Annotated in this window: 17 protein-coding genes; 6 read left to right on the top strand and 11 right to left on the bottom strand. The window is 37.6% G+C overall.

Going from position 1 to position 21,772, the window contains the following annotated elements:
* Nucleotides 1-998: 998 nt before the first annotated feature.
* Both AWW78_RS06120 and AWW78_RS06115 read right to left on the bottom strand, forming a co-directional pair.
* The gene (locus tag AWW78_RS06120) at nucleotides 999-3,860 is read right to left on the bottom strand and encodes a TonB-dependent receptor (protein WP_047134584.1); all 2,862 of its coding nucleotides are present in this window, start codon (nucleotides 3,858-3,860) and stop codon (nucleotides 999-1,001) included.
* Between the two features lie 13 nt (nucleotides 3,861-3,873).
* A complete protein-coding gene (locus tag AWW78_RS06115) occupies nucleotides 3,874-5,253 on the bottom strand; it encodes a T9SS type A sorting domain-containing protein (RefSeq protein WP_075426155.1) in 1,380 nt (459 codons plus the stop codon).
* A gap of 236 nt (nucleotides 5,254-5,489) precedes the next feature.
* Between AWW78_RS06115 and AWW78_RS06105 the strand changes: the two genes are divergently transcribed.
* Nucleotides 5,490-6,533 (top strand): PQQ-dependent sugar dehydrogenase, encoded by a 1,044-nt coding sequence (locus AWW78_RS06105; protein ID WP_047134583.1) that lies wholly within the window; start codon nucleotides 5,490-5,492, stop codon nucleotides 6,531-6,533.
* Between the two features lie 5 nt (nucleotides 6,534-6,538).
* Here the strand turns inward: AWW78_RS06105 and AWW78_RS06100 are convergent, their stop codons facing one another.
* Genes AWW78_RS06100 through AWW78_RS06060 form a run of 9 tightly spaced genes read right to left on the bottom strand, consistent with a single transcriptional unit; the run spans nucleotide 6,539 to nucleotide 16,655 of the window.
* Nucleotides 6,539-8,143, bottom strand: a complete 1,605-nt coding sequence (locus tag AWW78_RS06100; RefSeq protein WP_047134582.1) for a PP2C family protein-serine/threonine phosphatase — start codon at nucleotides 8,141-8,143, stop codon at nucleotides 6,539-6,541.
* On the bottom strand, nucleotides 8,136-8,582 hold the full coding sequence (locus tag AWW78_RS06095; protein ID WP_047134581.1) for an ATP-binding protein: 447 nt from the start codon (nucleotides 8,580-8,582) through the stop codon (nucleotides 8,136-8,138). The genes AWW78_RS06100 and AWW78_RS06095 overlap by 8 nt, the downstream gene beginning before the upstream one ends.
* Nucleotides 8,560-8,958: an STAS domain-containing protein gene (locus AWW78_RS06090; RefSeq protein ID WP_047134580.1), complete on the bottom strand. Its 399-nt coding sequence runs from the start codon at nucleotides 8,956-8,958 to the stop codon at nucleotides 8,560-8,562. Before AWW78_RS06090 ends, AWW78_RS06095 begins: the two co-directional genes overlap by 23 nt.
* A gap of 12 nt (nucleotides 8,959-8,970) precedes the next feature.
* Entirely contained in the window at nucleotides 8,971-10,986 is a 2,016-nt protein-coding gene (locus AWW78_RS06085) for a GAF domain-containing SpoIIE family protein phosphatase (protein ID WP_047134579.1), read from the bottom strand.
* Nucleotides 10,983-12,899 carry a S8 family peptidase gene (locus AWW78_RS06080; RefSeq protein ID WP_047134578.1) on the bottom strand — a complete coding sequence of 639 codons (1,917 nt, stop codon included), beginning with the start codon at nucleotides 12,897-12,899 and terminating at the stop codon, nucleotides 10,983-10,985. The genes AWW78_RS06085 and AWW78_RS06080 overlap by 4 nt, the downstream gene beginning before the upstream one ends.
* A 5-nt stretch (nucleotides 12,900-12,904) precedes the next feature.
* Nucleotides 12,905-13,966: a thiamine-phosphate kinase gene (gene thiL / locus AWW78_RS06075; RefSeq protein WP_047134577.1), complete on the bottom strand. Its 1,062-nt coding sequence runs from the start codon at nucleotides 13,964-13,966 to the stop codon at nucleotides 12,905-12,907.
* A 4-nt stretch (nucleotides 13,967-13,970) separates the two neighbouring features.
* Nucleotides 13,971-14,390, bottom strand: coding sequence for a secondary thiamine-phosphate synthase enzyme YjbQ (locus AWW78_RS06070; protein WP_047134576.1), 420 nt, complete (start codon nucleotides 14,388-14,390; stop codon nucleotides 13,971-13,973).
* Nucleotides 14,371-15,258, bottom strand: a complete 888-nt coding sequence (locus AWW78_RS06065) for a DUF4905 domain-containing protein (RefSeq protein WP_047134575.1) — start codon at nucleotides 15,256-15,258, stop codon at nucleotides 14,371-14,373. Before AWW78_RS06065 ends, AWW78_RS06070 begins: the two co-directional genes overlap by 20 nt.
* Entirely contained in the window at nucleotides 15,255-16,655 is a 1,401-nt protein-coding gene (locus tag AWW78_RS06060) for a cation-efflux pump (RefSeq protein ID WP_047134574.1), read from the bottom strand. Before AWW78_RS06060 ends, AWW78_RS06065 begins: the two co-directional genes overlap by 4 nt.
* Before the next feature lie 83 nt (nucleotides 16,656-16,738).
* Between AWW78_RS06060 and truA the strand changes: the two genes are divergently transcribed.
* From truA to rpoN, 5 genes are read left to right on the top strand one after another with little or no spacing between them, the layout of a single operon-like run.
* Nucleotides 16,739-17,476, top strand: a complete 738-nt coding sequence (truA, locus tag AWW78_RS06055; protein ID WP_047134573.1) for a tRNA pseudouridine(38-40) synthase TruA — start codon at nucleotides 16,739-16,741, stop codon at nucleotides 17,474-17,476.
* Between the two features lie 45 nt (nucleotides 17,477-17,521).
* On the top strand, nucleotides 17,522-17,821 hold the full coding sequence (locus AWW78_RS06050) for a DUF3467 domain-containing protein (protein ID WP_047134572.1): 300 nt from the start codon (nucleotides 17,522-17,524) through the stop codon (nucleotides 17,819-17,821).
* Nucleotides 17,822-17,841: 20 nt separating this feature from the next.
* Complete coding sequence (locus AWW78_RS06045; protein ID WP_047134571.1) at nucleotides 17,842-19,569, top strand: glycoside hydrolase family 57 protein; 1,728 nt, start codon at nucleotides 17,842-17,844, stop codon at nucleotides 19,567-19,569.
* A 37-nt stretch (nucleotides 19,570-19,606) separates the two neighbouring features.
* Complete coding sequence (locus AWW78_RS06040; RefSeq protein ID WP_234697368.1) at nucleotides 19,607-20,221, top strand: DUF3109 family protein; 615 nt, start codon at nucleotides 19,607-19,609, stop codon at nucleotides 20,219-20,221.
* Nucleotides 20,222-20,227: 6 nt separating this feature from the next.
* Nucleotides 20,228-21,718, top strand: a complete 1,491-nt coding sequence (gene rpoN, locus AWW78_RS06035) for an RNA polymerase factor sigma-54 (protein ID WP_047134570.1) — start codon at nucleotides 20,228-20,230, stop codon at nucleotides 21,716-21,718.
* Nucleotides 21,719-21,772 lie beyond the last annotated feature (54 nt).

Here is a 21,772-nt window from a genome sequence, read left to right as displayed (position 1 = left end):
CCGAAGGATGTGGTCTCTTGTTTCGCTTGGACCTTGGACATTAAATCCGGGAGATACGATAAAAATTGTAACTGCAGAGGTTATCGGTGGGATTTCATATAAAGAAGCAATAGACCCAAATACCGGTGCATCAACGGTTGGAAATAGAGGATACAGTGAACTTTTAAAAAATGCCCGTCGTGCCCAGTTCAATTATGAAAATGGATATAATGTCCCTGATCCACCTCCCACACCAAACTTTACAGTAAGGCTTTTTNGATGAAAAAGAAACGATTATTTCTTGCTCCCTCGCTATATTGCGGATAAAATAAAACCCTCCATGCTCGCGAGTTTATTGAGAAAGCATAGGTGAAAAGAACATACATTTTGTAAATGGTGGCGTTATAAAGACCAAATTTATCACCAGGGGAAAGTTCATTGCTTATATTTTTTATCACATACTCAATTATGATGTAATTTTCATCGGCTTGAGAACCACTCCACTGCATAGCCTTTCTCTCAACTCTTATAGGCAAAGGTTTATCACCTTGATATTGCGGTTGGTAATTTGGGTTATATTCCCACACGCTTTCAATAATCTCTTCGGGACCTGAAAAATTGACCTGCCAATGGTTTTCAATTTTATGATGTTTTTTGACTATATACTTCGCCCCCGGCTCCGGCGAAACAGATCCAGCATATAACGCCCAATCTTCCGCAGCGATAACTTTTCCACTTGAGTCAAGTCCAGCAATTATCAAACCGCCTGAGACAAGATGTGAAGCTGGACCACCGATGTCAGCACCAATCCATTCGGGATCGAATCCGGGCCAATCCATACCATAATTTATCCTTTGCCAATTGTTAAAAGGTGGACAAATTTTCCCATAATAAAATGACTCCCATAACATCCCCCTTTTAAAGTAAAGAAGTGGTGCCGAAACTTGAGCTGATAAAAATGTTGCAATTAGAAGAAGGAAAAACAGAATTTTTAATCTCATCTTGGGGCAAATTTTATTTTAAAAGCCGAAACCGATTGTAAAGTAAATTTCTCTTGGAACATTTCGATATGTTGTAAAGTAGTTAAATTTATAACTTGCCCTTGGATTTAATGGGTCCTCGCCCGGTTTCAACATATCCGGAGTTATGTTTCTCTCAACCCAATCCCTTAAATCGTCCTGGGATGAGAAAGGCGTAAGCCATCTGTTGTTAAACAAGTTCATTATCCTAACGCCAAGCAACAAACTTTGTTTACCAAAGTATATCCTTTTCGTCAAGTTGAGATCGAACTTTGCTTCAAGTGGATAACGGCGATTGTTCACTACATCTTTAAACTCATCATAACTTGTCACATAAGTAAATGGTGTCCCACTTTGAGCAGTATATGTTAAACTTATGTTAAAATCTGAAAATGGTTTAACACCCAAAATTTCAATTCCACCACCTTTTTCAACGCTATAATTTACGAGTGCTCTAAACGTATGAGTTCTATCATCGTAAGATAAGAAATCATTTGCTTGATTTCTCTCCTGGTAATTTCTCGGATCATTCGGATCATCCGACCATATAGCCAGGGGACCGTAATATCCAAATGTAGTTCTCGACAAACTATAAGTTAACCTATAACCCCATCTGCCAGGAGCAACTTTATCAATCGTTATTTCAATTCCCTTCGATGCGCCGTAAGAATTATTTTCATAAGTTAAATACCTCTTGTTTCTCCTTATCCCTGCACTTGGAGCATAGACGTATAGAGTGCCAACTTGCTTGACCCTGTCATTATAATAAGCAACGATGTCAATTCTATGTGTATTTTTATAACTGTGTTGTAAGCCAAATTCATAACTTATCGTCTGCTTTGGTCCAAGGTTTCCATTACCATAGGCTATCCAACCAAGTTCAGTCGTTTTCATCAATGCTTCTTTAAACGTCGGCATCGAATAGAAATGTCCATACTGCAACCTAAAAGCGGTGTTTTCACCTATTGGAAATGAAATTCCAAACCTTGGGGAAATCCTAAAATGAGCCTTGGTGTGCTTTGTCCTCGGATCACCGATCGCTTCAGCGCCAAGAGCTGGATAAAATGGATTAAATCTATCGTACGGAATTTCTGTGTTAAAATTATAACCATCGGCTCTAACGCCAATATTCGCAACCATACCTTCATACTCAAATCTACTTTGAATATAGCCAGCGATATAATAAGGATATGCTTTGTAATACTCCGCATAACCAGTCCTTGAGATAAAAGCGTTCGCTGCAAAACTTGAAACCGCATTGTAATATGTATCCCAGTAGTTTAACTTAAAACCAGCTTTTAACTGTAATCTTGTTGTTACTTGATTTGTGTAATCACCATAGACGCTCCAAGCGTCGGTCCTCGCATCTTGCCCATAAAGCGTCGTAAATGAATAAACAGTTCTATAACCTTCATCCCATGGTCCAGGTGGAATCGACCACACATCATCCCTTAAATAACTTGGTCTTTGAGGCACGGGCAGAACTAAAACAACATATCTTTCCCTTGAGTGATACGCCGTCAGTTCAAAAAATGATTGCGGATTTATCGCATATGTCCAAGTAAAACTTTGCGTCGTTGTTATCTCGTCCCTCGGAGAATCAGTAACAAGAACATATTTCCACGCTCCATCTCTTCCCGCCCAGCGAATGTCATCTGAACCCGAGAATAATCCGCCACGATAATATTGGTATAGACCCATAAGTTTAAACTTATGCTTCGGCGCCGGATTCCAAGATAAAGTTAAAGTGTAATTTTGATATACTTGAACTCTTTCAATTGTGGGTATTCTCGTCGGCTTCTCTCTATATTCCGCGGATATAAAAAATCTCAATGCTTCAGGGCTGGAGCCAAGCGGACCTCCAAAGCCAATTAAAAATCTCCTGTAAGCAAGTTTTCTATAATCATAAACCCCAAGTGGATTTGAGCTTCCGTCTGGATTTGGTGAATGGTTTTCCACCCACTTACGCCACATCTTGTAAATCCACTCATCCGACGAATCTGGATAAGTTTGTTTCCATCTTTCCAAAGTTCCCCACTTTTGCCACTCAACAGTTTCAGGTCCATACAAATACGGTCCCCAATGGTATTGCCCCGGGGGTCTATACTCAAAACGAAATTCACCGGATAATTTTGGACCTCCTTCTTTTGTCACAACCTTTACAACACCAGATTGAGCATTCCCATACTCAGCACTGAATCCGCCTGAAATTATCTCCATCTGTGCAACTGCAAGCGGATTATAATCATATTTCCAAGAATTATTTGATTTATCCCATGCAAAGCTATATCCGGGCACGCCAGTATTTGTAGTCATTTGCTCAACCCCATTTATCAAAAAGTTTAATTCATAAGCTCCGCCACCGCGAATGCTATACGTTCCATTGGGATTTTGAATTATACCAGCTGTTAATTCAAGGATTTGCTTTAAACCTTCGATCGGCGCGCTCTCAATTTCCCGAGACTCTATGTTTACAGATGTTGCTGTCTTATCTTTTTCAATAATCGCTCTTTTCGCTTCAACTATTACAGGCTCAACCTCTATCGCCGTCGGTTCGAGTTGAAAGTTAACAGTTGTAGTTCTATCAACATAAACTGCGACATCTTTGACAATCACTTTTTTATATCCAACCATACTTGCTACCAAATTATATCGCCCCGGTGGAACATTAATAATGAAATACTCACCGTCAAAATTTGCTGCAGCTCCCATCGTCGTTCCCTCAATCAAAACATTTGCTCCCACAAGTGGCTCGCCCGTCGTTTTATCCGTGATCTTGCCAAAGATTTTCCCTTTCGGGGTTTGTGAAAATAAAACCGAAAAAGATATAACAAGCAAAACTGTAATTTTCGGTAGCCTCATGGCTTTAAAAAAATTATTTTATTAAAACCATCTTTTTCATCGGCGACTTTAAATTGCCAAATTCAAGTTGGTAGTAATAAACACCACTCGGCAAATTCCCCGCCTCAAAACTTGTGATATGCTTCCCAGCACTTTGAACTGAATTAACAAGTGAAGCAACAATTTGACCAAGTGAATTGTAAACATTAATCTTTACAAAACCATCGCTCGGGATTTCATAAACGATAGCGGTTGATGAATTAAACGGATTCGGATAATTTTGATAAATTGCGAAATCCTTTGGGACCTCATCATCTTGAGCCACAGATGTCACCTTCTCAAACACGAAAGCTTTTCTTGCAAACATATCAATTACATACGCTTTTGACTCATCCGGACTCAAAGCGACATCGCAAGGTGCTTCAAACGGTGCCCCTTCAAGCGTCAAAACTTCCATAGCAAAATTCCCAGCGACTTCAAACGCCTTAACAGTCTGAAAACCCGAATCAGGTCTGCAAACCCATAATCTCCCATTTTTATCCGCATAAATTCCGGATGGAATAAATCTACCAAGCGCCAAAAAACCTGCAAAATCAGTTAACGCCTGCCCCCTATAATCCTTAGGTTCAACTTGTGTTCCGCCCGTCCAGATTGCAACATTGCCCGCAGTTGGGTTATCCTCTGAACTATTTCTTGATGTAAAAAATGGAGTGTTCGGATTGTTGTAATCTCCATCAGGTATAACTGCCACATCACGAATTGCATCAAACCCACTAGGAGAACGCCCACCAGGACAGGTTGAATAAAATGGAGGCGGAACATACGCACCGGGAGCCACTGTTATAGTATCACTTTGGATCGATCTACCTGTGAAGTTATAAACTCTTGGGGTCGGTCCTTGCTCTCCCTGAGCTTGATATGTTGTCCCAGCATAAACAAAACTATCCTTTGTCGCACTTAAACCATACACATATGTCCCATAGCCAACCTGCCCAAAACCAGCCCCATATCTAACTTTCTGTTCCGAATCGCCATTCTTAAAATAATCAAGCCCTGAAACTGTACCCATACTAATAGGCTGTCTAAAGATGACAAGCACATCGTTTTGAATCGTCGTTATACCGCGAAGCGAATGAACATTCGCTGTATCAAATCTTGCGGTATAATCATAAACAAGTGTAAAAACACTATCATTTGGTCCTGCTTTCCACAATGCGTTGTGAGCTGATGTATCTGTCGCTGTTGAAGATATAACCCATAAGTTACCACTTGCATCGACAGCGCACAAAAATGGTCTGACATATGAAGTATCTGTGGCAGGGAACTCAATTGATTTTTTATATACCCATTGCTCTTGTGAGAGCAGAAGCAGCGGAAGGAGTAAGGTGAAAGTAAGCTTATAAATTAATTTCATGGCAAAAACAAATTTTATTTTTGTTCAATTTGAAAATAAAACTTTTCCGAGCTAAAGTCAAGCAAATTTTTGGCAAAACATTTTGTTTTTCTCAAAATTTTTCCCATTTTTTGAAAAAAGAAAAATCAAAAAGGCAGAACCACGATGAAAGCAAAACTTTTATCTTCCTTCGCCCTCCTTACAATTTTGGTCTCTTGCTTTCAAATCGTCGGGCAAAAGCCTCAAGAAGTTAAGATATTTATCTACCCGATGGAGAAAATGTTCAAGTAAGCGTATGGATAGATAATCTTGAAATACCGTGGTCGCTTGTCTTCCTGCCAGATGGAAGAGCTCTCGTCAGCGAAAGACCCGGAAGAATCCGACTCATTGAGAACGGAAAACTTTTGCCAGAACCATATATGCAAATTGATGTCAAACACTTTGGTGAAGGTGGATTAATGGGACTTGCAGTTCATCCTGATTTTCCCCAAAAACCCTTTATTTATGCGATGTACACATACGAGACGAAAGATGGTAAAATTTTTAACAGGGTCATAAGAATTAAAGATAACGGCAAAAGCGGAACTTTTGACAAAGTCATAATCGACAGCATACTTGGTGCGAGATTCCACAACGGTGGAAGAATTAAATTTGGTCCTGACAAGATGCTTTATATCACAACTGGCGAAATATTTAAAGGCGAGTTAGCGCAAGATTTAAATTCGCTCAATGGTAAAATTTTAAGGCTAACTCCGGATGGAGAAATTCCCAAAGATAATCCATTCCCAAATTCGCCGATTTATTCCTATGGTCATAGAAATCCACAAGGTTTAGCATGGCATCCTGAAACTAGGGATTTGTTCGAATCTGAACATGGTCCCTCGGGAGAATATGGGCGTTTTGGGCATGACGAAATTAATGTTATTTACAAAGGTGGAAATTACGGATGGCCTAAAGTAATTGGAGCGCCGGGAGAAAAAGATTATATAGATCCGATCGTTGTTTGGAAGGATGCAACCCCACCATCAGGCATGACTTTTTATAGAGGTGATTTATTCGTGGCAACATTAAGAAGTGAGGCATTGATACGAATTAAGATTCGAAAATCCGGGGATCGTTATAAAGTCACACGAATCGAAAGATGGTTTGCATTTGACAATAGAAGAGGGAAATTTGGAAGATTAAGGGATGTTGTTGAAGGTCCAGATGGCAATCTATACATTCTCACAAGCAACAGGGACGGCAGAGGAAGTCCACAGCCAGGGGATGACAAAATCTACAAAATTGTCTTTAAAAAATGAGTCGACTATAAAACTTTTACAGCGACCATTGTTATATCATCTGTTTGCTCAACCCCGTAAGTATGGGATTTGATTAATTTTGTTACGCCTTCAACAATTTCACGAGATGGAAGATTTCTTAACGAACGAACTGTTTCAATAACTTTATCAATGCCAAGTTCCGTTTCAAACTGATCCATTGCTTCTGTGACCCCATCTGTGTAAAGAAAGATTAAATCACCCCGATTAATTTTTATTTTTTCAGATTTATACTTGCTTTTAAAAACACCGAGCACCACTCCACCCTTTTCAAGAAACTTAACTTTGTTCTCACTTAACAAAACTGGGGGATTATGTCCAGCGTTAATATATTCAATTGTCAAATTCTTCAAATCGATCTTGCAAATAAAAAATGTTATAAACTGCTCTGATAATGTATTCAGCAAGACAACTTTGTTAAGCAAATTCGTGATAGTTTCAATTTCATTTGTAAACAGTAAAATACTTTTCAACGATGCCTGCAAATTTGACATCAAAAGTGATGCGGATAAACCCTTCCCGCAGATGTCAGCTATAACAACGATAAATTCATCCCGACTTATCTTAAGCACATCATAGTAATCACCACTTACAACCTTTGACGGCATAGTCAAACCATAAATATCAACTCTTGGATCTTTCGGCAGTTCAAGTGGCAAAAGATTTCGCTGGATGTTATAAGCAAGATTGATATCATAATTCAAACTAATCATCCTAAGATTTTCAACTGCATTTACAAAAGAAGTAAACAACGCTTGAAGCAAATTTACTTCGCTAATTTTAAAATTTATCTTCCCTCTTTTCTTGCCGAGCAATAAAACATAACTTCTCTGCCCATCTGGTGATCTTTGACCAAGAGCAAAAAGGAAACTTTTCGCTTTTATTCTTGAAAATTGGGCATTCATTGATCCCAGCTTTAAAATTTTCCTAATAAATCCACTTGAGAAGTGCTGTTCATCGGGAAAGGAGAAAATTTTAATCGTGCTTCCATCAGATTTAATAACGGACACGCTCTCAACTCCAAAATGCCCCATCAAAGTCAGTGCAAGTGAATTAAAAATTTCCCCTTCATCTCTTTTTAAAAGGATGCTTTGAGTAAACTCATTTAAAACAGTCAAATCAAAAACACTTCTCTTCAATTCAAGGATTGAGTTAATGTTTTTAAGAGAAATGGCTGTGAAGTTTGAAACGAAGTTAATGTAATCTATTTCCGATTTTGTAAAGCCTTTATTCCTTCCACCGAGAAAGATTAAAGCAAGGGTATGAGTTTGTGCCCATTTGATCGGAAGAATGTAGTCAAACTCTTTACTCAGAATTAAATTTTTAATCCAGCTTTTTTTCAAGCGTGTAAATTCAGATGGAATTTCAAAACGTTTTATTTCAATTTCATCGTCTATTTTAACACCTCTTGAATAAACAAGCTTAAATCTATCCCCAGACGATACAAATCCAGCAATCTTGCTCACCTTTAACTTTCCCATAAGGGATAAGATTGAAACCTTTAAAATTTCCTCGGCAGTGTTCGCAGACCCAAGTGCCCTCCCAAGGTTAAAGATGGATTCAAGTGTAAAAATTGCCTCAGTTTTATACATTATCTCGCTTTAAAAACTTTGTTAAGATGACGACATTTTTGCTTCCTTTCCTTGTATATTTCACTCTATCCATGAACTGATAAATTATAAACATTCCAAGTTTCCCTCTTTTAACGCTTCCCGTCTTGCTGTATTTTTGCACTGGCGATTCAATTTTTATCTTTTTGGGGTTAAAGGGTAAGCCATCATATGAAATGACGACTGTAAACTCATCATCATGGGCTTTCAACTCGATGGTTATTTCACCGCTCGGATTATTTCTATATGAGTGCTTTATTGAATTTGTGCATACCTCGTCAACAGCAAGAATTATCTTCTCAGTTTCAACTTCATCAAAACCAAATTTTCTCGCTCCTTTGGCGACGAAATCACGAACAATCTTAAGATTTCTTAAATCGCTTCTAACGACGATTTTATTATTTCTTTCTTCCTTTGACATTTTTAACCCTGACTTTCTCAAACGATTTTATTGCCTCATTTTCGCTATTTAAAACGCTGAAGATATGTTTAAACCCAAGAAGCTCAAAAATTTCATCTATCTTTTTAGAAAGACAGCAAAATTTAATATCACCACCATTTTTTCTCACCTCATCAACGAAAGCCATAAAAACCCCAAACCCTGCACTGCTTATATAAGATAAATTTTTCATGTTGACGACAAGTTTATAACTTCCACCCTCAACAAGCTTTTTCATCACCTCTTCAAATTTAAGGGAAGTATATGCATCAAGATATCCTCTCAAATTCAAGACTTTAACTGAATTTTTCTCTTCAATCTCGACATCGAAATTTTTCTCTCTTTCTCTTTTTGCCATTTTAGCTCCCAATTATTTTTTCCATTTAACTACAACTATTGTTATATCATCAACCTGTTGCATTTCACCTTGATAACTTGTCAACTCATTGTGAATTGAATTTACGATTTCATCTGAGCATTTATCTGAAGCTGATATTATAGCCCTTTCAAATCGTTCATATCCAAATTCTTCGTTTTCCTCATTCAACGTTTCAATTATACCATCGCTATAAAAAACGAGTAAATCATTCTCTTCAAGTTTAAGTTTAAGCGTTTTAATCAACTTCCGAAAGGAGTGGGTCGGCATAAGCCCAACTCCAGCTCCAGACAATTTCAAAAATTTAAGTGTTCCTCTTTTAACAAGAACAGGTGGCAAATGTCCAGCTCTTGCGATGTAAACAACATCTTTCTTCAAATCAAAATAAGCATAAACAAGCGTGATAAAAAATTTTTTATCTATATGTTCAAAGATAGTGTCATTCATCTTTGCGAGAAAATCAACGGGCTTCGGATAAATTTTTGCAAGCGATTGGAAAACACCCTTTATTTCCGCCATGTAGAACGCTGCTGACACACCTTTGCCTGAAACATCAGCTATGATTAAAGAAATATTCCCATCTTCATGAATCACAAAGTCGTAATAATCACCACCAACCTCAAAAGCGGGAACAGAGAGAGCTGAAATTTCAAATTTTTCCGAGATTGGTAAAGACTTTGGAAGAAGTTTCTTCTGCATTTGCCTTGCGAGTTCAAACTCACGGGCAAGCCGTTCCTTCTCAATTGATTCCTGAATCAACCGTGAATTTTCAACCCCGATAGCGATTTGACCAGCAAAGGCAAGCGCAAGATTAATTTCATCTTGATTGTAATTTTTATCATCCCTCATAAGATACAATAAACCTAAGGTTTTGTCATGTGCAACAAGTGGCGCAATAAGAATTATTTTACCCTCAAAGTTATCGATGTGATAACCTTCTTTAAAGTGCACTCCTTCAAATTTTTCTTTAACATGTGAGATTTGCTCCATTATCTTTAACATTTCGGACTCTTCAATTCCATACCTTCCGTAAATTTGAGTGGAATTAGAAAGTTTCATCTCAACCCACGCCGATTTTGAGTTCGTCATCTCCATTGCAATTTTAACCGACATTTCAGAAAACTCCTTTACATCAAACACCCGAGCCACAAGCTTACCTATATTTTGAAGCGTTGAAAGTTCCGTAACCCTACGCTCGTAAATTTCACCTGTCGGAAGGTGAAAAATCACGCTACCAAAGACAAAGAAGAAATAGATTATCAAAAAGGGCTGAAAATAAAAATGAGTGAAAGAGAAAAATAAATCCGAATAATATCGCATTCCCTCAGCAGCGCTTCCAGTCACAAACGGACTTTGAAGAAGAAAAGAAAATAAAATCGAAAGAAACGAAAAAAGCAAAACTTTGTATTTATCCTTTTTAGACAGACTTATAACCCACGGAATTCTAAACGAAATCCACATAAATAAAATTATTTGGAATCCTCCCAACAATTGTGGCAATAAATTAGGAAGTTCAAAAATTCTCCTCGAGAGCTCAAAAATAGCAAAATATGAAAATGTGATGATGAACTTCACCTTAGCTTCCCTTCCACGCTCGTGAAAAAGGATCTTCAAAAAGATTGAAAAAACTATTGAGAGTAGAAAGGCATAAATCAAGTTGTAAATGTTGGCACTGATAACATCTACATAAGTAGCTAAAGTTGTGAACTCACCAACCTTTTGAATGCCAATTAAATTTTTAAATGCAAATGAAATCCCAACAAGTGCAAACAAGAAGATAGATATAAATTTTATCCCGTCAACGGGATTTTTCTCGAATTTTTGAGCGAACGGCTGAACTATCAAAATCAAAGTTATCAACAATGTTAAAGATAAAACATCTGAAACAACATCAAAGGCTGGAAATGGGAAAGTTTTTTTAATGAGAGTTATGACAAGTAAAACGAAAGCAAACCCCAAAGCAAGTAAAATCTGTCCAAGCGAAAATGTATTTGAATTTTTATCTTTCATCTTACAAGTACAACTTTTCGAACGGTTCTATACTTAGGTGTCTCAAGCTTGCAAAAATAGACACCGCTTGGAAGCTCCCTCCCATAATCATCGGTGCCATCCCATACTATCCTGAAATCTTTAACAAATTGAGAAAAATATCTATCGACAAGCGTTTTAACCTTCTGACCAAGCAAGTTATAAATTGAAATGTTAACATGCGAAGGCTCAGGTAAATCAAGAAGGAAAACTGTCCTCGAGTTGAATGGATTGGGAAAGTTTTGAGATAGATAAAAACTCTTTGGTGGTTCAGACTTTGGCGGTTCAGGCTCAAAATATTTTGTCAAAATATTGGTCCTGTTATCGTTATCAATGACAAAAATTGAAAGGACAGAAGGTAAAGATTCGAGCGTTGCGCTGTATTTATTTTCAGAAACTAAACTCATTTGAATTTTTTGATTATTTGACATGATAAAAACTTCCTTGATCCCGCTTCTTGACATCACATAAACAGAAACCTCATATCCGTTCAAGCTTTGTGTTATCTCCGGGAAATTGCTTATAATCGGTCCATGGTAAAGAGCCGCAGAAAGACCATTCACAATCCCCCAACCATAATCGTTATCTGGATTTCCAGCACGACTTGCTGTATTTCTTATGGCATCTCTAACTTCGAATGAAGTTAACTCAGGATGAGTTGATAGAATTAAAGCAGCTATCCCCGCAACAATTGGACATGAAAGCGATGTCCCCGAAGCATAAACATAGGTATCTTTTGAACTTGGGGATGCCCCAAAAACCGAAACTCCAAGAGCGCAAACATCTGGCTTTATCCTACCATCATAGGTTGGACCCATTGAGCTGAAGCTTGCAATTCTCCCAAGCGAATCGACAGCACCAACCGCTATAACATATTTCCCATCAGCTGGCGCAACTACATATTTCCAAGATGTGTTCCGCTCATTCCCAGCTGAATTCACAACGACAATTCCCTTTTGAAACGCTATATCAGCAGCCTTCGTTATTTTTGCGGTATTCCCGTCCATATCTTGATAAGTATACCAATCAATATAACCAAGTGAGCTTGAAACAACATCAACCCCAAGCGAATCCATCCATTCAATTGCCCTCACCCAATTATCCTCCTCAACTGGTGTTTCACTTCTTATATCCTCAGTTTTTGCGAGAACAAACTTAGCCCCGGGAGCAATTCCAATGAGTTTTCCATCTTTTTTGCCACCGAGAACAGAAAGCGTCAATGTACCATGAAAATCTTGGTTTGGCGCATCTTGCGCTTGATTCGCGGTCGTTGAGTCGTTGAAAATAAAATCATATTCAGCGAGAACTTCAACCTCCGCAAGTGCTTCATGCGTCAACCTGAAACCGGTGTCCATCATTCCAACGATAACATCTTTCCCAATGATGTTCATCTTGTGCAATTCCTTAACACCAGAAAATCTGACCTGAAGCTCGGAACGACCATAATCGTAGTCAATAAGTGGTTTCTCGATTTCCAAATCTTCATAAATATCAACTGTTCTCGCCGATTTAGCAACGGGTTTGACCTCAAGAACGAAAGGAAGATTTTTAACTTTATTTACTTGCTCACTGTCAAGATATGCACTTACCGCATTTAACCATTTTGATACTACATTAATTTTAACACCCAACGAACGCACCTGTTCAATGTAGCCCTCGTAAACGGGAAGATCGTAATAATCGAAAACTTTCCTCTCATCCTTAACTGTTTTAAGCCTTCGCTCGTAGGATCTTTCCGAGATTGAAAATTTAAGTCTTTCGTAAAAAGCGCTCCCTTTGGCAAGCGAAACATTTTCATAAATACCTTTATCCTTGAAAACGATCCAATACTTTTGAGGTTTTCCCTGAGAAAAAGAAATGGAGAAAATCAAAATAAGCCAAACCAGACTTCTCATTCTATTCAAAATTTAATTTTAAAATGATCCCAACCGCCAGATTCAATATCTATTTCGCTTTTATCTTCTTTTATCAACTTAATTCCCTGCTCACGGTCGAGTATCCTGCCGATAACTTTAACATCATTATAAAGTTCGTTTAGTTTTTTAAGTTCGCTCTCAGAGACCGTAAATAAAAGTTCATAATCTTCGCCACCGTGTAGGACATACATTAAATAATCTTCATTAAACTCTTCCTTTGCAATTTTTTTAACAAGATCATCGACTGGCAAACTTGTCTCGTAAATTTCCGCTCCAACACCACTTTGTCTGCAAATATGTTTCAAATCCGACGAAAGCCCATCGCTTATATCAATCATTGAATTAACTTTAACCTTCAAATCTTTAAGTTTTCCAGCGATGTCAAGTCTTGGAATTGGTCTCAAATGTTTTTCAATCGCTTTTAAAAACGGCTCAAAATTTGGTTTAAAATTTTGCTTATCTTCAGCTTCCATAAATTTTTTCTTCTCACGCAAAAGTATCTTTAATCCTGCATACGATAAACCAAGCGTTCCTGTTACACAAATATAATCCCCGATCTTTGCTCCACTGCGATATGGAATTTCATCTTTATTTGCCTCACCGATCATCGTGACGGAGATAGCCATATTTCCAAATGTGGTTGTTGTATCCCCACCGATAAGCGAAAAATTAAACTCATTACATGCCGATTTTATTCCGATGTATAGATTTTCCATCATTTCCACTGAAATTTTTCGCGGAATTGCAACTGTTATCAAGGCGTATCTCGGCGTTGCAAGCATCGCCGCAAGGTCGCTTAAATTCACAACCATCGCCTTCCACCCCAAATTTCGCATTGAAACAAATGTTAAATCAAAGTGAACCCCCTCGATTAACGCATCCGTTGTGACAACTTGCACTTTCCCCTCAGCAGGAACGTAAACAGCAGCGTCATCTCCAATCCCTTTAACAATGAACGAATCACGATACGGTTGAACTATTTCGTTCAATCGCCCAATTAACCCAAATTCCCCAATTTGTGAAATCTCCGTAAAGCTTTCGCTCATGAAATTATTCCCCAATTATTTGAACAACTATATTTCTCGTCCTCGGACGATTGTCAAAATCAACAAGTACAATTTGTTGCCATGTCCCGACGAGTAATCTTCCATTAGAAAACGGAACTGTTAAAGATGCACCAAGAATTGACGCCCTCACATGAGCATAACCGTTGTCATCACCCCATCGTGAATCATGATGATATCTTTTATCCATAGGTGCAATTCTATCAAATGCTTCGGGCAAATCCTTCAATAATCCAGGTTCATATTCAATCGTCGTAACTCCAGCAGTTGAACCAGAGACGAAGATAGTCACATTACCTTCTTTAACCTGATGCTTTTTCAAAATAGATTGAACTTGCTCAGTGATATCAATTATATCGTTAAATCCCTTCGTTGAAACTGTTAATTTATCCGTAATGACTTTCATAAACCTGTGGCAATTTAATTGTTACTAACTCCGTTTGATTTTTAACATAAAAAAGGAGATCGCCTTTGCAGAAGAAAACATCTGGGAGAAAGTAAGATAAGTCTCGGTAAAGAATGTCTTCGTAGATCAAACTCTTTTGTTCAATGTTTATTATCTTTAAAATGTTCGAAAACTTTTCAATCTCAAGCGGAAGTTTTGACTTGTTAAGGATGTGATAATTTACAATTGCAAAGTTTCCCTTTGTTAAAACTTCAGGGGGAAATCTTGGATCGGCATCTTCAATGAATGGTTTTATATCCTCAACGATTTTATCGTAACCAGGATGATACTCATCAAAAGGTAGCGATGTTTCAATAAAGTTCATGCTTTCAGATTTAAACTCTTTCAATTCGTTTATAAAATCCACATTTTCACCATGTTCTCGAATCACCACACCAGTTTTTGAATCAAGCTCGAAGAAAATTCTCTTTTCAATAAAATTTTTAGCAGTGTAAACCTTTCCATCCAGGGCAAAAAGAAAAGTATGTTCTTCATTTTCCCAAAGGATCTTACCACTATTTGAATCAACAGCGTAAATTTTCCCCTGCACTGGGAAATCGGGACGTCTAAATTCACAAAGAAAAAACAAATCTTCATCTGAATCAGATATTTGAACCCACCATGGTTCATCGATGTTTAAATCTTCCCAGACTTTCTTACCATTCTCGGTCGATAGACAAACAAATTTGACATTTTTCCCTTCCAAATTTCTTAACTCACATAAGACTTTATCATATCTTGTTGGGAAAATTTTCCATATTTTGAAACCATCCGGCGATTTAAAAACCCAGAAAGGTTTCAACTTTTCTCCTGAAGAAAACAGTTTCATCTTTTTTCGTCCCTAAGTTTCATTTCCGGCTCTACATGAACGACCACTTTTGATACCTCTTTTATGTCAAGATAAACTTTATTCTCAATCGTAGTTGCAATTTCGTGTGCATCTGAAAGAGAAAGTGAATTATCAAGGAAGCAGTTTATTGTTACCTTATATTTCCCGTCTATTTCCATCACAGTTATATCTTTACACTCAACGACACCTTTTTGCGAGTTTGCGATCTCGTGTATTCTTCGAACTATCTCATCGCATTCGTCATTTACAATTCTTATCTCCTTTATCATGTCATTTTCTTCATCGATATGGATTGAGATTTTTTCAACATTTGGGATTTTTTCTTTTATCTTCGCCTCAATTTCGTCTGCAATTTTATGCGCCTCCTCAAGCGTTTGCGCTGATTTGCACTCAAGATGAAGGTCGACCAAATATTTATCGCTTATTCTCTGAACTTCAATATTATGCGCTGACGCTTTTGACTCAATTAGGAGCATCTTAATTTTATCCAAAACCGTCTCATCGCTTGTTTCAACGGGTTCAGAATGAATCACTATATCAACATTTGGGATTATTTCTTTTATCCTCTCCTCAATCAAATTCATAATTTGGTGTGCGTGTTCAAATGGTATCGTTCTTTTTATATCGACGACCATATCAACGAACGCTTTTGAGCCCGACTGTCTTACTCTTATATTTCTACAATTGACAACCCCTTCAATTTCCATAACTTTATTTTTTATCTCCTCGACAAGCCTAACATCAGGAATTTTATCCGTCAACATATCAATTGTTTTCTTCCCAAGCCTTAAACTTATCCATATGACAATGCCAGATACCACAAGAGCTGCAAATGCGTCCGCTTTATGAAATCCAAACCAAGCGCCAATCAAACCAACTATCACAACTGCGGAGCTTAAAATATCTGTGCTGAAGTGTAAAGCATCAGCCTCAAGTGCTTGACTGTTATACTTTCTCGCTGCTTTGAATAAAATTCTTGAGCGAGAGTAATCAACAACAATTGCCGTAATTACAACAGCAAAGCTCCAAAAGTTAACATCTATATGAACCTCGTGGAAGAAAATTCGTTGAAGGGCTTCGTATATGATCCATCCACATGTGATGAACAAGAGGAGAGTTTCAAAGAGAGCGGATAAATTTTCAAATTTTCCGTGCCCATATGTATGTTCTCTATCCGCAGGTTTATCAGCAATTTTAACAGCAAAATATGTCATCCCAGCAGCCACAAGGTCGAGCCCACTATGTGCAGCTTCAGATAAAATCCCCAAACTACCAGTCATCAGCCCTACAACGAGTTTAATTCCAGTTAAAAAAATAGCTGCTATAACTGAACTTAATGCTGCTTTTCGCTTCTCAACGACCGCCTGAGATTCCATTTTAGACTCATTTTAAACTTTGAAAACTTGCACTTAAATTTATTCAGGAAAAAGTGCAATTGCAAAATTAAATTATTTACTCAATGAGAAACATTAAGCTTTTGATCGAATATGACGGCACGAACTTCGTTGGCTGGCAGATTCAACCAAACGGAAGAAGCGTTCAAGGCGAAATTAAAAAAGCGATAAAAGAAATAATAAATGAAGATGTAAACTTGATCGGTGCAAGCAGAACCGATGCAGGGGTTCACGCCAGAGGCCAAGTTGCAAACTTCAAATGCGAAAATAAAATTCCAACCGAAAGTTTAAAAAAAGCCCTAAATTCAATTCTTCCTGACGATATTGTAATCCACGCAATTGAAGAAGTTGATCCCAATTTCCACGCAAGGTACAGCGCCGTTGAAAAAACATACAGATATTTCATAACTAAAAATAAAATTGCCATCGGTAGAAATTACTTTTGGTTCGTCAAATACGAGCTCGATTTTGAAAATCTTAAAAAATGCGCCGAGCTCATAATTGGTAAACACGATTTTGAAATCTTCTCAAAGAAAGGAACAAACGTGAAAGATTATATTTGTGAAGTCCGAAGCGCCGAATGGAAAATCGAAGATGATAAATTGATATTTGAGATCACTGCCAACAGATTTCTTTACGGAATGGTCAGGGGACTTGTAGGAGCAATGGTTGATGTTGCAAGGGGCAGGTTTGATATCGATGTCTTTAAAAAAATCTTGCTTGAAAAATGCAATGATTTTGAAATCATGCACGCTCCAGCATCTGGGCTTGTGCTTGAGAGTGTTAAATATCCGAATTTCTAAATTTTGAAGTTCAAATTTTAAAAACTTATATTAAAAATAAAAAACATGCACGAACAACCAATCACTCAACAAATTAACATTGAACTCGGCGAAAAAGAAGCCGAAGGAATTTATTCTAACCTCGCTATTATAACTCATTCACCAGCTGAATTTGTAATTGACTTCACCAGAATCCTGCCAGGTGTTCCCAAAGCCAAAGTATTTGCCAGAATCATAATGACTCCCCAACATGCTAAACTTTTACTTAAAGCACTTGAGGAAAACATAAAAAAGTACGAAGCGACATTTGGAGAGATAAAAATTCTTGGTGAAACTGAACAAAAATCACTTGGATTTAAACCTTAAAAACAAATTTTGAAAGCTCAATGTATGGTTATTTCGTTCTTGTCCTTCACACTCACCTACCTTATGTCATAGGCCATGGGCGTTGGCCACATGGCATGGATTGGCTAAATGAAGCTGCAAGCGAATGCTACATACCTTTGCTTAACATCTTCAATGAATTGAAAAATGATGGGATAAATTTTAAAGTCACGATCAACATTTCACCAGTGCTTGCGGAACAACTCACAAGTAAAAATTTCGTTGACGAACTTTTACAATACCTTGATATGAAAATAAAGTATGCTGAGCAAGATGAAATTGAATTCATAAAAACTGGAAGAAAAAATCTTGCAAGCGTTGCAAAATTTTGGAGGGAGTATTATCAAAACATCAAGGAAAGCTTCACAGATAGGTATAACCAAGACTTGATCTCAGCATTTAGAGCACTTCAAGATTCAGGCCATCTTGAAATAATAACATGTGCAGCAACCCATGGTTATCTACCACTTCTTGCACTTGACACAAGCGTTCAAGCACAAGTAAAACTTGGCGTCAAAGTTTACGAGAAACACTTTGGAAGAAAACCAAGAGGAATATGGCTTCCAGAATGCGCATATAGACCTGGCTACAGGTGGAAAATGCCTGTTAAACCAGAAAATAACTTCCCGATCCTTGAGTACGAGAGAAAAGGAGTTGAAGAATTTTTGTCTGAAAACGGGATTGAATTCTTCATCATTGACACTGCTACACTCAGAGGTGGAAAAACGATCGGGGTTTATTTGGAAAGATTTGAAGGCTTGAGAAAGCTTTGGGAACAATTTGAATCCCAAGTTAAATATAGACCAGAGGAGGAAAAATCACCTTATGAAATTTATCTTGTTAGCTCAGGAAAACCAGAGAAAAAGCCAGTGGCTGTTTTAACACGAGACCCGAAAACTGGATTACAAGTTTGGAGTGGTGAGTGGGGATATCCCGGAGATGGATGGTATCTCGATTTCCACAAGAAAAAATTCCCAAGTGGTTTAAGATATTGGCGTGTGACAAGTTCAAAAGCTGACCTTGCAGATAAACTTGAATATGAACTTGACAAAGTTGAAGCACGGCTCGAAGAAAATTCATCTCATTTTGTTGATTTAATAACTACAACCTTAAAAGAACACTTTGAGAAAACCAACAAAATTGGAGTTTTGACGGCTCCGTATGATACCGAGCTTTTCGGGCATTGGTGGTTCGAGGGGCCCAGATTTTTAAAGAAAGTTTTTGAAAAACTAAACAATTCTGAATTTGTAAAACCTGCAACCGCATCAGAAGCAATTGAAAAGCTTAATCCTTCAACCGTTGTTTCCCTTCCGGAGGGCTCATGGGGTGAGGGCGGATATCATTACATCTGGCTCAACAAAGACACAGAATGGACTTGGAGACATATTTACTCAAATGAATTTAAAATGAAGGAGCTTGCGCAAAAATTTTATAACTCAAAAGACGAAAGATTGATTTTTATGCTTAAACAGCTAGCTCGTGAACTTTTACTTCTCCAAGCGTCCGATTGGCAGTTTTTAATATCAACTATCTCAGCCCGTGACTATGCCGAATTAAGGGTTGCTTTTCACAACGAGAACTTCAACAGAATAGCTGAAATAATTGAGAAATATGCGAACACTGGTGATTTGAGCCTTGAGGATTGGAATTTTGTAGTTGAATGTGCTGAAAGGGATAATCTTTTTGATGACATTGATTTAAAATGGTGGGCAGAGGTGGAATTTCCGTAATTTGAGTTTTTTTATTAATTTAATTTTGGCACGAAAATTGATAAAACTTTATGCCATGCGCTTGAAATCGATATTTATAGATGGGATTTATGTTGACCCGGAAATTGCAACATCATATTTTGCCTGCGACCTTGATAAGTGTAAAGGCGCATGTTGTTTTATGTATGGTGACTTTGGGGCTCCACTGCTTGAGGAGGAGATCGAAATTATTCAAGATGCCCTTCCCATCGTAAAAAAATATCTTCCCGAAAGAAATATCGCTTACATAGAAAAAAATGGGTTTTATGAGAAAAGCGATATAGGTTACGCAACAACCTGCATAGATAAAAAGGAATGTGTTTTCGTCTATTGGGAAAATGGAACGGCGAAATGCTCCTTTGAAAAAGCCTTTTTAAAAGGTGAAATCTCCTTCAGAAAACCAGCTTCTTGTCATCTTTTCCCATTGAGGAATTATGGATTAAACGGGGCATCCATTGGTGGTGAAATTTTAAAATATGTTAAGATAAATGAATGCGAGCCAGCGGTGAAGAAGGGAAAGAAAGAAAATATAAAGCTTTACGAATTTTTAAAACCGGCGTTGATAAGATATTTTGGCCAGGAATGGTATAATAAAATGCTTAAAGAATTCAAATCATTGAATAACCGGAGGTGAAGCAAAGTGCTAAAATATGGACAACATCAAACCCTTGAACAAAAATTAACACCCCAACAAATACAGTACCTAAAACTTCTTCAAGTTCCCGTAGTTCAACTTGAGCAAAAAATTAAGGAAGAACTTGAGCAAAATCCATTCCTTGAGGAGGGGCTTGAAACTTCAATTGATGAAATGCTTGAACTTGAGCTTGGGGAAAATGAAGACCTATCCCAAACCGTTAGACAAGAACTCAACGAAGAATATGAAGAGATAACTCAGGACAAGCTTCCAAAACCCGAGGAAGAATATACGCTCGACGATTTTCTCAAAACCCATGAAGATGATGATACTTTCATACCGAAACAAAAAGACGTAATTGGCGAAGATATTGAAGATGAACTCCCATGGCAGCCACCCGCCATCGAACCGCTTCATGAAAGGCTTTTGCAACAATTTGTGACGGTCGCGGAAAACGATAAAGAAATAAGAATAGCCGAGGAAATACTTGGAAATATAGATGATGATGGCTACCTTACAAGAAAAGTTGAAGAGATAGTCGAGGACTTACAGCTTGGGGAAAAGATGGATGTTACTGCCGAAGAGGTTGAAAATGTTTTGAAAAAAATCCAACGACTTGATCCACCTGGAATTGGAGCGAGAGATTTGAAAGAATGTCTGCTCGTTCAACTGGAAGTTGGAGATTTTCCAGAGGATAAGAAAAAACTCGCCATGCGAATTTTAAATGAGGCATACGACGATTTTATGAACAAGAGATACAATGAATTGATGAAAAAATTCGGTCTAAGTGAACAGAGGTTGAAAGATGTCATCCAAATAATCCAAAGATTGAACCCTAAACCAGGGGAAGGAAAAAACATAATTCAAGAGTACATCATACCAGATTTTATAGTTGAACGAATTGGGGATGAATTTGTGATTACCTTAAACGAGAAAAATGTTCCAATGATTCGACTAAATAGAGCTTATTACAACCTTTTAAAAAAGCAGAGAAAACTTAACCCAGAGTTAAAAGAGGAAATAAAGAAACAATTTTCAAGAGCCAAATGGTTTATTGCTTCAATTTATCAACGCAGGGAAACACTTTTACGAATTATGCGGGCTATCGTTGAATTACAAAAGGAGTTTTTTGAAACTGGAGAAGGTCTGAAGCCGATGATCTACAAGGATGTTGCTGAAAAAACTGGGGTTGACATATCAACCATTAGCAGAGCAGTAAACCAAAAATATGTTCAAACTGATTTTGGTATTTACAAATTAAGGGAACTCTTCAGCGAGAAAATCAACACAGTGGACGGAAGCGAGATTTCAAGCAAGGAGGTAAAAGAAAGGTTAAAAGAAATAATAGCTCAAGAAGATCCTCGCAAACCGCTGAGCGATGACCAGATCGCTGAAATTTTACGCAAGCAAGGTTTTAACATTGCAAGGCGAACTGTAGCCAAATATAGAGATCAACTTGGAATTCCAACAGCAAGATTAAGAAAAAGAATTGAATAAAAATAAACAGATTAGAGGTCCAAAGGTGGAAAAAATCATAAAGTCAACAACGAT

The sequence above is a fragment of the Candidatus Kryptonium thompsonii genome (assembly GCF_001535985.1).
Taxonomy (GTDB): domain Bacteria; phylum Bacteroidota; class Ignavibacteria; order Kryptoniales; family Kryptoniaceae; genus Kryptonium; species Kryptonium thompsonii.
The sequence above is the reverse complement of the archived record's forward strand: the minus strand, read 5'-3'. Positions and strand labels throughout refer to the sequence as shown.

What these genes read in the sequence shown, in the direction of transcription:
- AWW78_RS06120 (WP_047134584.1), bottom strand. Translation starts at nt 3,860, where the DNA reads ATGAGGCTACCGAAAATTACAGTTTTGCTTGTTATATCTTTTTCGGTT.
- AWW78_RS06070 (WP_047134576.1), bottom strand. Translation starts at nt 14,390, where the DNA reads ATGAAAGTCATTACGGATAAATTAACAGTTTCAACGAAGGGATTTAAC.
- AWW78_RS06085 (WP_047134579.1), bottom strand. Translation starts at nt 10,986, where the DNA reads ATGAAAGATAAAAATTCAAATACATTTTCGCTTGGACAGATTTTACTT.
- AWW78_RS06060 (WP_047134574.1), bottom strand. Translation starts at nt 16,655, where the DNA reads ATGGAATCTCAGGCGGTCGTTGAGAAGCGAAAAGCAGCATTAAGTTCA.
- AWW78_RS06045 (WP_047134571.1), top strand. Translation starts at nt 17,842, where the DNA reads ATGTATGGTTATTTCGTTCTTGTCCTTCACACTCACCTACCTTATGTC.
- AWW78_RS06090 (WP_047134580.1), bottom strand. Translation starts at nt 8,958, where the DNA reads ATGGCAAAAAGAGAAAGAGAGAAAAATTTCGATGTCGAGATTGAAGAG.
- AWW78_RS06095 (WP_047134581.1), bottom strand. Translation starts at nt 8,582, where the DNA reads ATGTCAAAGGAAGAAAGAAATAATAAAATCGTCGTTAGAAGCGATTTA.
- AWW78_RS06100 (WP_047134582.1), bottom strand. Translation starts at nt 8,143, where the DNA reads ATGTATAAAACTGAGGCAATTTTTACACTTGAATCCATCTTTAACCTT.
- AWW78_RS06050 (WP_047134572.1), top strand. Translation starts at nt 17,522, where the DNA reads ATGCACGAACAACCAATCACTCAACAAATTAACATTGAACTCGGCGAA.
- AWW78_RS06115 (WP_075426155.1), bottom strand. Translation starts at nt 5,253, where the DNA reads ATGAAATTAATTTATAAGCTTACTTTCACCTTACTCCTTCCGCTGCTT.
- AWW78_RS06080 (WP_047134578.1), bottom strand. Translation starts at nt 12,899, where the DNA reads ATGAGAAGTCTGGTTTGGCTTATTTTGATTTTCTCCATTTCTTTTTCT.
- truA (WP_047134573.1), top strand. Translation starts at nt 16,739, where the DNA reads ATGAGAAACATTAAGCTTTTGATCGAATATGACGGCACGAACTTCGTT.
- AWW78_RS06065 (WP_047134575.1), bottom strand. Translation starts at nt 15,258, where the DNA reads ATGAAACTGTTTTCTTCAGGAGAAAAGTTGAAACCTTTCTGGGTTTTT.
- thiL (WP_047134577.1), bottom strand. Translation starts at nt 13,966, where the DNA reads ATGAGCGAAAGCTTTACGGAGATTTCACAAATTGGGGAATTTGGGTTA.